The organism is Acidimicrobiales bacterium (assembly GCA_036273495.1).
Lineage (GTDB): Bacteria > Actinomycetota > Acidimicrobiia > Acidimicrobiales > JAJPHE01 > DASSEU01.
Genome location: DASUHN010000311.1, coordinates 1 through 13,586 on the forward strand (window position 1 = coordinate 1; position 13,586 = coordinate 13,586).

General features: G+C 74.3%; 14 protein-coding genes. 7 read left to right on the forward strand and 7 right to left on the reverse strand.

Annotation, left to right across the window (positions count from 1 at the left end):
• Positions 1-423 (reverse strand): hypothetical protein (locus VFW24_13160; protein HEX5267713.1); only part of this gene is annotated, 423 nt, incomplete at its 3' end.
• A gap of 4 nt (positions 424-427) precedes the next feature.
• Positions 428-1,828, reverse strand: coding sequence for a class II fumarate hydratase (locus VFW24_13165; GenBank protein ID HEX5267714.1), 1,401 nt, complete (start codon positions 1,826-1,828; stop codon positions 428-430).
• Between the two features lie 92 nt (positions 1,829-1,920).
• Between VFW24_13165 and VFW24_13170 the strand changes: the two genes are divergently transcribed.
• Genes VFW24_13170 through VFW24_13195 form a run of 6 tightly spaced genes read left to right on the forward strand, consistent with a single transcriptional unit; the run spans position 1,921 to position 7,098 of the window.
• Complete coding sequence (locus VFW24_13170) at positions 1,921-3,042, forward strand: NlpC/P60 family protein (protein ID HEX5267715.1); 1,122 nt, start codon at positions 1,921-1,923, stop codon at positions 3,040-3,042.
• 12 nt (positions 3,043-3,054) lie between these two features.
• Positions 3,055-4,002, forward strand: coding sequence for a zinc-binding dehydrogenase (locus tag VFW24_13175; GenBank protein ID HEX5267716.1), 948 nt, complete (start codon positions 3,055-3,057; stop codon positions 4,000-4,002).
• A 55-nt stretch (positions 4,003-4,057) separates the two neighbouring features.
• The gene (locus VFW24_13180; protein ID HEX5267717.1) at positions 4,058-4,888 is read left to right on the forward strand and encodes an enoyl-CoA hydratase/isomerase family protein; all 831 of its coding nucleotides are present in this window, start codon (positions 4,058-4,060) and stop codon (positions 4,886-4,888) included.
• Between the two features lie 12 nt (positions 4,889-4,900).
• Positions 4,901-5,311 carry a PPOX class F420-dependent oxidoreductase gene (locus VFW24_13185; protein ID HEX5267718.1) on the forward strand — a complete coding sequence of 137 codons (411 nt, stop codon included), beginning with the start codon at positions 4,901-4,903 and terminating at the stop codon, positions 5,309-5,311.
• Positions 5,312-5,366: 55 nt separating this feature from the next.
• Entirely contained in the window at positions 5,367-6,251 is an 885-nt protein-coding gene (locus tag VFW24_13190; protein ID HEX5267719.1) for a Rieske (2Fe-2S) protein, read from the forward strand.
• 10 nt (positions 6,252-6,261) lie between these two features.
• Positions 6,262-7,098, forward strand: a complete 837-nt coding sequence (locus tag VFW24_13195) for a Ku protein (protein HEX5267720.1) — start codon at positions 6,262-6,264, stop codon at positions 7,096-7,098.
• Here the strand turns inward: VFW24_13195 and VFW24_13200 are convergent.
• Genes VFW24_13200 through VFW24_13215 form a run of 4 tightly spaced genes read right to left on the reverse strand, consistent with a single transcriptional unit; the run spans position 6,983 to position 11,717 of the window.
• Positions 6,983-8,344 carry an NAD(P)/FAD-dependent oxidoreductase gene (locus VFW24_13200; protein ID HEX5267721.1) on the reverse strand — a complete coding sequence of 454 codons (1,362 nt, stop codon included), beginning with the start codon at positions 8,342-8,344 and terminating at the stop codon, positions 6,983-6,985. The genes VFW24_13195 and VFW24_13200 overlap by 116 nt on opposite strands.
• Before the next feature lie 27 nt (positions 8,345-8,371).
• Positions 8,372-9,562, reverse strand: a complete 1,191-nt coding sequence (locus VFW24_13205) for a TetR/AcrR family transcriptional regulator C-terminal ligand-binding domain-containing protein (protein HEX5267722.1) — start codon at positions 9,560-9,562, stop codon at positions 8,372-8,374.
• 32 nt (positions 9,563-9,594) lie between these two features.
• Positions 9,595-11,079 (reverse strand): CoA-binding protein, encoded by a 1,485-nt coding sequence (locus tag VFW24_13210; protein HEX5267723.1) that lies wholly within the window; start codon positions 11,077-11,079, stop codon positions 9,595-9,597.
• Positions 11,076-11,717 carry an acetate--CoA ligase family protein gene (locus tag VFW24_13215; GenBank protein ID HEX5267724.1) on the reverse strand — a complete coding sequence of 214 codons (642 nt, stop codon included), beginning with the start codon at positions 11,715-11,717 and terminating at the stop codon, positions 11,076-11,078. The genes VFW24_13210 and VFW24_13215 overlap by 4 nt, the downstream gene beginning before the upstream one ends.
• Before the next feature lie 23 nt (positions 11,718-11,740).
• Between VFW24_13215 and VFW24_13220 the strand changes: the two genes are divergently transcribed.
• A complete protein-coding gene (locus VFW24_13220; protein ID HEX5267725.1) occupies positions 11,741-13,003 on the forward strand; it encodes an alpha/beta hydrolase in 1,263 nt (420 codons plus the stop codon).
• On the opposite strand, the gene VFW24_13225 is transcribed toward VFW24_13220, so the two are convergent.
• The coding region (locus VFW24_13225) for a WS/DGAT domain-containing protein (protein ID HEX5267726.1) at positions 12,960-13,586 on the reverse strand (627 nt) is incomplete at its 5' end. The genes VFW24_13220 and VFW24_13225 overlap by 44 nt on opposite strands.

A 13,586-nucleotide genomic window follows, 5' to 3' on the forward strand; every position in this document is an offset into this window, starting at 1 on the left:
GACCCCGGACGCCGACAAGCGGCGGGCCAGGGCCTGGCCCTCCCCGTCGAAGTCGACGACGAGGACCTCGACGTCCCCCCGCCGCCGCAGGGCCTGGGCCGTCTGCTCGGGCCAGCCCACGACCACGGCGCTGGCCGGCCCCGGCAGCTCGGCGGCCAGGATGGCGGCGGTGTCGTCGGACTCGAGGGCCGCCGCCGCCCGCTGGATCTCGGCGTAGGAATCGGGGGCGGCCAGCACCCGGGCCGCCAGCCACCACAGCGTCCCCACCTCGGGGTGGCGGTCGACCAGCCTCCGGCACCCGGTCACGACCGCGGCCGGGTCCCCGGCAAAGCCGGCCAGCGCCCCCGCCGCCTCCCCGGCCAGGAGGCTGGGCCCGGCCCCCTCGGCCCGGGCCACCATGCGCAGACGCTCGATCGGGTGCACCGCCCTAGCCGACGATCCCGCCACGGGTCATGGCCATCACGTCGAGGGCCCGGTCGACGTCCTCCTCGCTGAGCAGGCCCCGCTCCAGGACCACCGTCCGCAGGTCCTTGCGCTCGGCCAGCGCCGCCTTGATCACCTCGGCCACCTTCTCGTAGCCGAGGTAGGGGTTGAGGGCGGTCCCGATCGAGGGCGAAGACAGCGCGTACTGCCGGCACCGCTCCTCGTCCGCCTCGATGCCCTTCACGCACTTGTCGGCCAGGGCCCGGCTCACCGCCGCCAGCAGCCGGATCGACTCGAGGAGGTTGCGGGCGATCACCGGGAGCATCACGTTGAGCTCGAAGTTGCCCGCCGCCCCGCCGAAGGCCACGGCCGCGTCGTTCCCCACCACCTGGGCCACGACCTGGCAGACCGCCTCGGGCACGACCGGGTTGACCTTGCCCGGCATGATCGACGAGCCCGGCTGGAGGTCGGGCAGATGGATCTCCCCCAGGCCGCAGCGCGGCCCGCTCGACATCCAGCGCAGGTCGTTGGCGATCTTGTACAGCGACACCGCCACCGTGCGGCACGCTCCCGACGCCTCGACGAGGGCGTCACGCGAGCCCTGGGCCTCGAAGTGGTCCCGCGCCTCGGTGAACGCCACTCCGGTCGACTCGGAGAGCCGGCGGATCACCCCCCGGGCAAAGGTCTTCGGGGCGTTCAACCCGGTGCCTACCGCCGTTCCGCCGAGGGGCAGCTCGCACACCCGGCCCAGGCACGCCTCGATCCGCTCCACACCGTGCTCGACGGCGGCGGCGTAGCCCCCGAACTCCTGGCCCAGGGTCACCGGGGTGGCGTCCATCAGGTGGGTGCGGCCCGACTTCACGATCTCCTTGAACGCCCGCTGCCGCCCGCGCAGGGCCCGGGCCAGCTCGCGCAGCGCCGGCACCAGCTCGCCCGTGAGCAGCCGGGCCGCCGCCACATGGATGGCGGAGGGGAACACGTCGTTGGACGACTGCGACGCGTTGGGCTCGTCGTTGGGACCGATGCGCCGGCCCAGCTGCTCGCCCGCCAGGTGAGCCAGCACCTCGTTCATGTTCATGTTCGAGGAGGTCCCCGAGCCGGTCTGGAACACGTCGATGGGGAACTGGTCGTCCCACCGGCCCGCCTCCACCTCGGCGGCGACCGCGGCCAGGGCGCCGGCCACGTCCCGCCCGATGACCTTGAGCCGGGCGTTCTCACCCGCCGCCGCCCCCTTGATGGCGGCCAGCGCCGAGATCAGGGCCCGGTCGACGGTGAGCCCGGAGATCGGGAAGTTCTGCACGGCGCGCTGGGTCTGCGCACCCCACCGCGCCCCCTCCGGCACCCGCACCTCTCCCATCGAGTCGCGCTCGACGCGGGACCCCTGCGATTGGCCGGCGGCGGTCATGGGAACAATCCAACCACCCCCCGGGGAGGCCCTCCCGGCGCGTCCGTCCGGTTGCGCGGGCCAGCCCGGTTGGGCTAGCTTGCCCGCCCGTTGTGAACTTGTTCACGAGCGGTCCCTCCACGCCCGTGTCCCGGCGGCAGAAGGCCCTGGTGGCCTGCGGCCTGGCGGCTCTGGCCGGCACGGCGGTCCTCGGGCCCGGACTCTCCTCCCCCGCCTCGGCGGCCCCCAGCCTGGCCGGTGCCCGGGCCCAGGCGGCGGCGGTGGCGTCCCGGGTCGCCACCCTCGACGCCCGGATGGCCCGCCAGGACGAGGCGCTGGACCAGGCCCAGAACCGCCTGTCCACCCTCGACACCCAGCTGAGCGCCTCCCGCAGGCAGCTGGCCGCCACCCAGGCCACCCTGGCCGCCAAGCGGACCGTCCTCAAGCAGGCGGCGGTGGCCGCCTACATCCAGGGGGGCGAGACCGGCAACATCGTGCAGCTCATGCAGGGCAACCAGGCCCAGGCCGGGCTGCGCCAGAGCTACCTCTCAAGCGTGGCCGACGCCCAGCAGGGCGCCATCGACTCCTACCACGCCGCCCTGCTCGCCTACCAGCAGCAGCAGGCCCGCCTGGCCCAGCAGGAGTCCGCCGCCCAGGCCCAGGTGAGCCGGGCGCGGGCGGCCCGGGACGCCTCCGCCGCCGCCGCCGCCGCCGAGCACGCCGAGCTGTCGGCGGTGAACGGGCAGGTGGCCGGCCTGGTGGCCCAGATCCAGCAGCAGCAGGCCCAGGCCACCGCCGCCCGGCTGCAGTCGTCGCTCTCCTCCCGCCTCGGGGGGCGGGCGTCCCGGGGCGGCTCCTTCGGTCCCGGGCTGCCCCCGCCGACCGGGGCGGGGGCCTCGCTGGCGGTGGAGTGGGCCCAGCGGGAGGTCGGCAAGCCCTACGTGTACGGCGCCTCCGGTCCCAACTCATTCGACTGCTCCGGTCTCACCATGTACGTCTGGGAGCAGGCCGGGGTGTCCCTGCCGCACTCCGCCGCCGGGCAGTGGGACGACACGACCCGCATCCCGGTGAGCGCCCTCGAGCCCGGGGATCTCGTCTTCTACTACTCGCCGGTCGACCACGTCGGGATCTACGTCGGCGGGGGCCAGATGATCATCGCCGACCACACCGGCACCGACGTGCGCTACGCCTCGATCTACCGGGACGGTCTGGACGGGGGCGGCCGAGTCGGCTGAAGCTGACCGCTCATGAAAGCGGTCACGTTCTCTGAGGGCCGGGTCGAGGTGGCCGAGCGCCCCGATCCCACGCCGGGCACGGGTCAGGTACTGGTGCGGGTGCGCGCCGCCGGGCTCAACAACGCCGACGTGATCCAGTCCCACGGCGGGTACCCCGCCCCGCCGGACAGCCCGGCGGACATCCTCGGCCTCGAGCTGGCCGGCGAGGTGGCGGCGGTGGGGCCCGGCGCCTTCCGCTACTCGGTCGGGGACCGGGTCATGGCGGTGGTCGGCGGCGGGGCCCAGGCCGAGCTGGCCGCGGTCCACGAGCGGCTGCTGGTGCCGGTGCCGGCGGGTGTCGGGTGGCCGGCGGCCGGGGGCTTCCCCGAGGTGTTCACCACCGCCCACGACGCCCTGTTCACCCAGTGCGGGCTGGCGATGGGAGAGCACCTCCTGGTCCACGGCGCCGCCGGCGGGGTCGGCACCGCCGCCGTGCAGCTGGGCGCCGCCGCCGGGGCCCGGGTGACCGCCACCGTGCGCCGGGCCGAGCTGCGCGACCGGGTGGCCGGGCTGGGCGCCGGGGTCCTGGCCCCCGAGGAGTTCGAGGCCCACGGGCCCTACGACGTCGTCATCGAGCTGGTGAGCGCCCGCAACCTCCCCGCCAACCTCCGGGCCCTGGCCGTGCGGGGCCGGATCACCGTGATCGGCCACGGCGGAGACGGCCCCGCCGAGCTGGACCTGGGCCTGCTCATGTTCAAGCGGGCGCGCATCCACGGCTCGACCCTGCGGGCCCGGCCCCTCGAGGACAAGGCCGACGCCGCCCGCCGGATCGAGGCCCAGGTGCTCCCGCTCCTGGCCGCCGGGCGGGTGGCGCCCCCGGTCGACGCCGCCTTCCCCATCGAGGAGGCGCCGGCGGCCTACGAGCGGTTCACCGCCGGCGGCAAGTTCGGCAAGATCGTGCTGGTGATGCCGGCCGGCTGAGCGGCCGGTCGCCACGACAACCCGGTGGCCGCCACGCGGCTGCAGAAAGGGCCCGATGGACTACGACGACTTCCAGCACCTGCGCTTCGAGCGGCGCCCCAACGGGGTGTTGCTCGTCACCATCAACCGGCCCGAGGTGCTCAACGCCGCCAACCTCCGCCTGCACCGGGAGCTGGCCGACGTGTGGTCGGTGTTCGACGCCGACGACTCGGCGCGCGTCGCGGTGATCACGGGCGCGGGCCGGGCCTTCTCGGCCGGCGGGGACATGACCCTGCTCGACGAGATGACCGGGAGCTACGACGTCGTGCTGGGCCAGCTGCGCGACGCCGGCGACATCGTCCGCAACATGGTCGACACCGACAAGCCGATCGTGTCGGCCATCAACGGGCCCGCCGTGGGCGCCGGCCTGGCGGTGGCCCTGCTGGCCGACATCTCGATCGCCTCCGAGACGGCGCGCCTCGGGGACGGCCACGTGCGCCTGGGCGTGGCCGCCGGGGACCACGCCGTGCTGTTGTGGCCGCTTCTGTGCGGCATGGCCAAGGCCAAGTACTACGTCCTCACCGCCGAGTTCGTCGACGGGAAGGAGGCCGAGCGCATCGGGCTGGTCAGCCGGTGCGTACCGGCCGACGAGGTGCTGCCGACAGCTCTCGACGTGGCGGACAAGCTGGCCCTGGCGGGCCAGCACGCCGTGCGGTGGACCAAGCGCTCGCTCAACACCTGGCTGCGCTCGGCCATGCCGGCCTTCGAGCACTCGCTGGCCCTGGAGATGCTCGGCTTCCTCGGCGCCGACGCGCGCGAGGGGGTGGCGGCCATGAAGGAGAAGCGCCCCGCCCGGTTCCCGTCGGCCCCCGTCGAGGGCGGGGGGGAGGGGGGCGGCGGAGGGTAGCTTCGCCCGGCTATGGACGCAGAAGAGGCCCGCCGCTTCATCGCCGAGAACCACCGCGCCGTCCTCGCCACGCAGCGCGCCGACGGCCAGCCCCAGCTGTCCCCGGTGGCGGCGGTGGTCGACGAGGCCGGACTGGTGGTGGTGAGCTCGCGCGAGACCGCCGTCAAGGTCCGCAACCTCCGCCGGCACCCCAGGGCCTGGCTCGTGGCCCTCTCCGACTCGTGGTACGGGCCGATGGCCCAGGTCGAGGGGCCCGTCGAGGTCGTCTCCCTCCCCGACGCCATGGACGGGCTGGTCGAGTACTACCGCCGGGCGGCCGGGGACCACCCGGACTGGGACGAGTACCGGGCGGCCATGCAGCGCGAGCGCCGGGTGCTCCTGCGCCTGACCATCGACCGTGCCGGCCCCAACCGGTCAGGATGAGCCCGTCCGTCCGCCCGCCGCTTACCCGGCGGTGGGCCGGGGTAGGGGAGTCGTCATGAGCGGAACTGTGGGGGAGAGCCTCAACCGGGCCCTGCGCCCGCTGCGGGGCGTGCCCGAGAAGCTGGCGGAGACCGACGCCCTGAGCAGTGTCGCGGCCCCGGTCAAAGACGCCGTGTCCAAGGTGGTGCCGCCCGGCAGCGACCTCAACACGGTCCTGTCGGGGACGTGGGTGGGCCATCCGCTGCACCCGTTGCTGACCGACGTCGTCATCGGCGCCTACACCGGGGCCGTGGTCGTCGACCTGGTCGGCGGGCGGCGGGGCCAGAAGTCGGCCGACCGGCTGCTCCTCCTCGGCCTGCTGGCGGCGGCGCCCACCGTCGCCTCCGGATTCAACGACTGGAGCACGCTCGGGACCGCCGAGCAGCGGGTGGGGGTCGTGCACGCGGCGGGGAACGCCGCGGGCAACGTGCTGTTCGCCCTGTCCTACGTGGCGCGCAAGCGCAAGCGGCGGATGCGGGGCCGGGCCCTGGCGATGGCCGGGCTGGCGTCGTCGGCCTTCGCCGGCTTCCTCGGGGGCGACCTTTCGTTCCGGCGGGGCGCCGGCGTCGACCGCACCAGCCTGCAGGAGGCCCCGTCGGACTGGACGGTCGTGGCCGACGACGCGTCGGTGGCCGAGGGCCGCCCCCTGCTGGCCGACGCCGACGGGGTGCCGGTCGTGCTGGTGCGCTCGGGCGGCCAGGTGCGCGCCCTCATGGCCCGCTGCTCCCATCAGGGCGGCCCCCTCCACGAGGGCGAGGTGGCCGGCGGCTGCATCACCTGCCCCTGGCACCAGAGCCGCTTCCGCCTCGCCGACGGGGAGGCGGTGTCGGGGCCGACGGCCCATCCCCAGCCGGTGCTCGAGGTGCGCGTGCAGGGCGGCAAGGTCGAGGTGCGCCGGTAGGCTTGGGGGCGTGCCCCGGCCCATCTGGAGCGGATCGATCAGCTTCGGTCTGGTCAACGTGCCCGTGAAGCTGTTCACCGCCGTCCGCAAGAAGACCGTCCGCTTCCACCAGCTCCACGCCGAAGACGGCGCCCGCATCCAGCAGAAGCGGGTGTGCTCGGTCGACGGGGAGGAGGTGGCCTTCGAGGACCTGGCCAAGGGCTACGAGCTCTACCCCGGCCAGTACGTGCTGATCGAGCCCGAGGAGCTCGACGCTCTCGACCCCGAGGCCACCCAGACCATCGACATCGAGGACTTCGTGGAGCTCGACCAGGTCGACCCGCTCTACTACGACTCCTCCTACTACCTGGTCCCCGACGCCCGCGGCACCAAGGCCTACCGCCTCCTGCTCGACGCCATGCGCGAGAGCGGCCGGGTCGGCATCGCCCGGGTGGTGATGCGGACCAAGCAGTACCTGTGTGCGGTGCGCCCGGTGGGTGAGGCGCTGGTGCTGACGACGATGAACTTCGCCGACGAGGTGGTGGGCCAGGAGGAGATCGAGGGCCTGCCCGGGGAGCAGGAGGCCGGGGAGCGCGAGCTCAAGATGGCCGAGGCGCTCATCGAGTCACTGTCGACCGACTGGCAGCCCGAGAAGTACGAGGACACCTACCGCGAGCAGGTCATGGCGCTGATCGAGGCCAAGGCCGCCGGCCAGGAGCTGGTGAGCCAGCCCAGCGCCCCGTCGGCGCCGGTCATCGATCTGATGGCGGCCCTGGAGGCGAGCCTGGCCCAGACGCGGGGGGAGGGCCGGACCGGGGCGGGCCCGGAGGAAGAGCGGGAGGATCGTCAGACCCCACGGGCAGGATGAGCCGCACGCCCCTCTCGTAGGTGAGGTAGTTCCACGACCAGTCGAGCAGCACCGACAGGCGGTTGCGGAACCCGATGAGGAACACCAGGTGCAGGCCCAGCCAGGCCAGCCACGCCAAGAAGCCGCGGAAGCGGATCCCCAGCGGCAGCTCGGCTACCGCGGCGTTGCGCCCGATGGTGGCCATGGTGCCCTTGTCGAAGTAGCGGAACCGCGCGGTCGGCCGGCCCTTGATCCGCCTGTCGATCTGGTGCACGGCGTGGCGGGCCTGCTGCATGGCCACCGGCGCCAGCTGGGGGTAGAGACGGCCCCGGTGGTCCGAGGCGGCGGCCAGGTCTCCGATCACGAAGACCTCGGGCCGCTCGGGCACGGCCAGGTCGGGGCCGACGACCACGCGGCCCCCCGGCCCCAGCGGCAGGCGGAGACGGGCCCCGAGGGGGTTGGCGCGCACCCCGGCGGTCCACACCAGCGTCCGCGTCGGGATCACCTCTCCCCCGGCCAGCCGGACGTGATCGGCCGCCACCTCCTCGACGGCGGCGCCCAGGCGCACGTCGACGCCCCGCCGGCGCAGCTGGTCGGCGGCGTTGGCCGAGGAGCGGGCGCCGAAGGACCCGAGCAGCCGGTCGGTGGCCTCGAGCAGCACGATGCCGTGGCCGGGATGCAGGCCGGGGTGCAGGGGATCCGGCGGGGAGGGGACGAGGTCCAGGCCGGGGTAGTCGTGGCAGAGCACCGTGTAGAACAGCTCGGCCATCCCCCCGGACAGCTCCACGCCGGTGGGCCCACCCCCGACCACCACGACCGTGAGGTCGCCGGCCCGGACCCGCTCGGGGTGGGCGTCGGCCTCCTCGAAGCGGGCGAGGAGGTGGCCCCGCAGCCGGATGGCGTCGGTCAGGCTCTTCAGCGGGAAGGCGTGCTCCTCCACTCCCGGCACGCCGAAGGTCGAGGTGACGGCGCCGGCGGCCACGATCAGCCAGTCGTAGGCCAGCTCGTCCCCGCCCTCGAGGCACACCCGCCGGCCCACCGGGTCGACCGAGTCCACCATGCCCACGCGGAAGTCGAGGTTCTCCTGGTGGTGGACCACGCCGCGCACGGGATAGGCGATGCTGGCCGAGTCCAGGCCGGCGGTCGCGACCTGATAGAGGAGCGGCTGGAAGGTGTGGTAGTTGCGCCGGTCGACGACGGTGACGTCGACGGGGAGGGCGGACGCGGCCCGGGCGGCCGTGAGGCCGCCGAAGCCGGCGCCGAGGATTACGAGACGGGGAGCTACAACTACTGCTTACCCGGCGCGGGGCAGTCGCTGCAGCCCGGCCAGCACCAGGTCCACGACCGACTCGAGCGCCTGGTCGGTCACCGGCTCCCCGGCGAACAGGACCCGGAAGAACAGCGGCCCGGTCAGCACGTCGGAGACCACCAGGGCGTCGGCGGTGTCTGCGATCTCGCCGCGCGCCACGGCCCGCTCGATGGCCTCCTCCACCGCGCCCTTCCACGGGGCCACGTACTGGTCGTTGAAGCAGCGGTGCAGCTCCTCGTCCTCGGCCACGTCGGCGGCCAGGCCCGGCAGCACCCGGCGCCCCTCCGGGCTCGAGAGCAGCTCCATCTGCCGGCGGCGGATGGCCAGCAGGTCCTCCCGCAGACTCCCGGTGTCCGGTGTGGGCTGGGTGGGGGCCAGATCGGACAGGGCCCCGATCACCAGCGCCGCCTTGGATGGCCAGCGCCGGTAGACCGTCGGGCGGCCGACGCCGGCCCGGGCGGCCACGCCGTCGATGGTCAGCGCTCCGTAGCCGCTGGCCCGGAGGAGGTCGCGTACCGCCCGGACGATGGCCTCGTCGTGGGCGGCGTTCCGGGGCCGGCCCGGGCCCCGGCGGGCGGGCGGGGACGGGTCCGGGGGCCGGGATCCCTGGCCGTTGACCGGAGAGCGGGCGTCGCTGGTTTCGATCGGCACGCCACGCCCCATACCCCCCCTCCGGGAGTTACATGCGGACCCGGAACAGAATCTCCCTGACACTGAGCGTGGCCGGACGCGCTCGCGGGGCGCCCGAAAGCGCCCCGCGCGCGGTTCCGGAGGGGGGGCCGGCGAAGGCTCAGGCGCCTGCGAGCCGGCGTCGATGGTCCTGACGGGATCGGCGGCGCCGTCTCCCGTGCTCACCTCGACCTTCCGGGGGCGGGCCCGGTCGGCCACCGCGATCGTGAGGGTGAGCACGCCCTGGTCGTAGTGGGCCTCGATGCGCTCGCTGTCCAGGGTCTCCCCGAGGAACAGCTGGCGGGAGAAGGCCCCCTGGGGCCGCTCGGCCACGACGACCTCGTCGGTCTCGGCGGGCTTCCACGCGCGCTCGGCTCGGACGGTCAGGACGTTCTTCTCGACGGTGAGGTCGATCGACGCCGGGTCGATCCCCGGCAGGTCGAATCGGACCACGAACCTGTCCCCGTTCCGGTAGGCGTCCATCGGCATGGTCGCCGGCCGCCGCACCTGCGCACCTGCGCACCTGCGCACCTGCGTACCTACGCATCCTCGCCGGCTCGGGCCCGGTGCCACCGGGCGTAGCGCCACATGGCGTCGAGGGCGGCCACGGCCCGGTTGGCCGACGGGTAGCAGAGCCGCCCGCTGTCCCGGACGGTGGCGGGACCGGGGTTGGCGGGGTCGCAGACCGCCAGCTCGGTGGCGGTGAGGACCGGCTTGCCGCTGGACTCGGAGACGGCGGCGGCGGCCTCGGCGAAGCGGCGGTCCTGGCGCTCGTGGAAGGCCACGATCCGCTCCAGGCCGTGGTCGGGGTAGAAGGGCCCGGCCCGCAGGCTGCGGGCGGTGTTCGACTGGATCCCGAGGCCCAGGTAGACGACGGCGTCCACCTCGGGATGGGCAGCCACCAGGTCGAGGACCTCGGGGATGGTGTCCCGGGTCTCCCCCCCGGCCATGTCCACCGGGTTGTTCCGGCTCCAGCGGGGCGGCAGGCGCCGGTCGATCTCGGCCCTGAGGTCCTCCGGCAGGGGCAGCAGGCGCAGGGACGAGGCCCACACGGCGTCGGCGGTGACCACCCCCCACCCCCCCGCCGTGGTGACGACGACGGTGTTCGGCCCCTTCGGCAGCGGCTGGGTGGCAAAGGTGGCCGCCACCTCGTAGGCCTGCTCCACCCCCTCGGCCAGGGTGGCCCCGGCCTGGCGCATGGCCCCCTCGAACACCCGGCCCTCGGTCGCCAGGGACCCGGTGTGGGAGGCGGCGGCCCGCTGCCCTCCCGGCGTGGCACCGCCCTTCACCAGCACGACCGGCTTGTGCGGGGTGACCGAGCGGACCTGGTCGTAGAAGGCCCGGCCGTCCTCGATCCCCTCGACGTAGGCCAGGGCCACCCCGGTGACGGGGTCCTCCCCGTACCAGGCGATCAGGTCCCCGATGCCGAGGGCGGCGGCGTTGCCGGCGCTCACCGCCCGGCACACCCCGATGCCGGTCTGGACGCCGTAGTTCATGAAGGAGGAGACGAAGTTGCCGGACTGGCTGGCGATCGAGATCCTCCCCGGCGGGGGGTAGGGGGCCACGATCTGGGCGCACAGCGACGCCGGGGTGGACACCAGGCCCTGGCCGTTGGGGCCGGCCATCAGGATCCCGAGCTCGTCGGCCAGACCGACGAGCCGGCGCTCGGCGGCGAGGCCGTCTCCGCCCGCCTCCCGGTAGCCCGCCGAGGTGACGAAGGCGGCCCGGACCCCCTTGGCGGCGCAGGCCCGCAGCAGGGACTCGTTGGCGCCCGCCGGCGTGCACACGAAGACGAGGTCGGCCTGACCGTCGGGCAGGTCGGCGATGTCGGTGGCCACCGGGACGCCGAGGATCTCCCCGCCCTCGAGGTTGGTGGCGAAGACCCGGCCCCGGTAGCCGTTGGCCCGGATGTTGTGGAGGGCCGTGAAGCCGAACTTGGCCGGGTGGGTGGAGGCCCCGGCCACGATCACGCCCCGGGGCTCGAACAGGGCCCGGAACTGCTCGGCGCGCAGGGTGTCGGTCACGCCGTCTCCACTAGGGCGTCGACGGCCACCGGCGTCCCGGCCGAGACGATCAGCGGGTTGAGGTCGATCGAGCGGATGCCGGGCTCGGCCGCCGCCACCGCCGCCAGCCCCACCAGCACGTCGACGAGGCGCTCCCGGTCGACGGCCGGCTCCCCCCGGAGGGGCCCGAGCAGGCCCTGGGTGCCGAGGTCGTCGATCATCTCGGCGGCGTCGGCCCGGGTCAGGGGCACCAGGCGGAACACCACGTCCCCCAGCGCCTCGGTCAGGACGCCGCCGACGCCGAGCATCACGCACGGCCCGAACTGGGGATCGCGCACCAGCCCGGCAATCAGCTCCCGCAGCCCCGACACCATCGGCCCCACGAGGACGCCGACGTCCCCGTCGTCCGGGGTGGCGGCGGCCAGCAGGGCGGCGGCGGCGTCGGCCACGGCCGCCTCGTCGCGCAGGTTCAGGCGCACCAGCCCCCGCTCGGTCTTGTGGGCCAGGCCGGCGCCGCAGAGCTTGGCCACGACCGGGAAGCCGATGCGGGCGGCGGCGACGGCGGACTCGGCGGGGGAAGCGGCCAGAGCCTCGGCGGGCACCGGCACGCCGTGGCGCGCCAGCAGGGCCTTGGAGTCGGCCTCGGACAGGGTGGGCATTGGCGGATGGTAGAGAAGGGGCAGTGACGTCGTGGCTGCTGCTGGGGCTGAGCCTGGCCGGCGTGGCCCTCACCGCCAACGCCTACCGCCCGCCGCGGTGGGAGGTGACCTCGCCGGTGGTGTTTTTCGCCGGGTGGCTGGTCTCCGAGCTGCCGGTCCACACCATTGTGGGCCAGGCCGTCGTGACCGCCGTGCTGGTGCCCCTGGGCGCCCTCGACCACCCCGCCGGGTGGGCGGGGCTGGTGCTGTGCATCGTGTCCTGGGTCGGCCTGAGCGGCCTGGTCGTGCAGGCGGGCCGGGCCGGGCCGGTGCTCGAGGCCGCTCTCGACGAGGGGCTCGGGCCGGCGTGGCGGGAACAGCGCGACCGGCGCCTGTCGAGTGCCGGCGCCCGGGTGGCCGACCGGGCCCAGCTGGTCCTGCCGTTCCTGATGCGCGACCGCCGGGTCGAGAAGGTGCGCAACGTCGACTACTGGGGGGACGGCCGCCACGCCCACCGGCTGGACATCTACCGCCCCCGGGAGACGGGCCGGGACGCGCCGGTCCTGGTGTACATCCACGGCGGGGGCTGGGTCATCGGGGACAAGCGCGAGCAGGGCCTGCCGATGATGCTCTACCTGGCGGCGCAGGGCTGGGTGTGCGTGACGGTCAACTACCGGCTGTCGCCGCGCGCCACCTGGCCCGACCACCTCGTGGACTGCAAGCGGGCGGTGGCGTGGGTGCGCGAGAACATCGCCGGCCACGGAGGGGATCCCTCGTTCGTGGCCGTGTCCGGCGGATCGGCCGGGGGCCACCTGGCGGCGCTGGTGGCCCTGACCGCCGGCGAGGACCGCCTGCAGCCGGGGTTCGAGGGGCGCGACACCTCGGTCGACGCGTGCATCCCGTTCTACGGCGTGTACGACTTCACCAACCGCGACGGGGTGCGGGGCTCCGGGTTCGCCTGGTTCATCGGCCGCACCGTGCTCAAGATGAAGATGCGCGACCACCCCGAGGCGTTCCGTGACGCCTCGCCGATGGACCACGTCGGCGCCGGCGCCCCGCCGTTCATGGTCGTGCACGGCGCCAACGACTCGCTCGTTCCGGTGGCCGAGGCGCGCTCGTTCGTGCGCATGCTGCGCGAGGTGTGCACCCGGCCCGTGGTCTACGCCGAGCTTCCCGGCGCCCAGCACGCCTTCGAGGTGTTCCGCTCCATCCGCACCGCCCACGCCGTGGCGGCGGTCACCGACTTCCTGGCGTGGGTGCGCTCTAGATCTGCGCTGCCTTCTTCAGCTCCTCCATCGACGCGCTGAAGTCGTCGGCCAGGGCCCAGATGTCGGGGATCAGCTCCCGGCAGGAGATGAGCCCGACGTCGATGCGGTCGATGTAGCTCATCACCGTGATGTTGAGCCCGGCCCCCTCCATGATCGGCCCGAGCGGGGCCAGCACCTCCAGGCGGGACCCGGCCAGGTACAGCGGGAAAGGCGGGCCCGGCACGTTGGAGATGATCACGTTGTGGATGGGGCGGTGGCGGTCGGCCAGGTTCATGCTCGAGTACAGCCGCATGGCCCGGGCGAACACCCCCGGGGCCGCGAACTCCGCCCAGTTCATGAGCACGGCCGCCCCGAGGGCGTTGTGCTCCTCCTTGGCGCCGCGGGTCAGCCGGGCGATGGCGCGCAGCCGCTCGGCGGGGTCCTCCAGCTCGGTGGCCAGCGACACGAACATGGCCGAGACCTGGTTGGCGCCGGCGTCGGCCGCCAGGCCCTCGGTGGCATCGCCACCGGTGGCGGCCTCCTCGGCCCGGACCGAGATCGGCACCACGCTCACCAGCGGCGTGTCGACGGTCGTGCCGTGGGAGATCAGGTAGCGCCGCAGGGCCCCACTGCACAGCGCCAG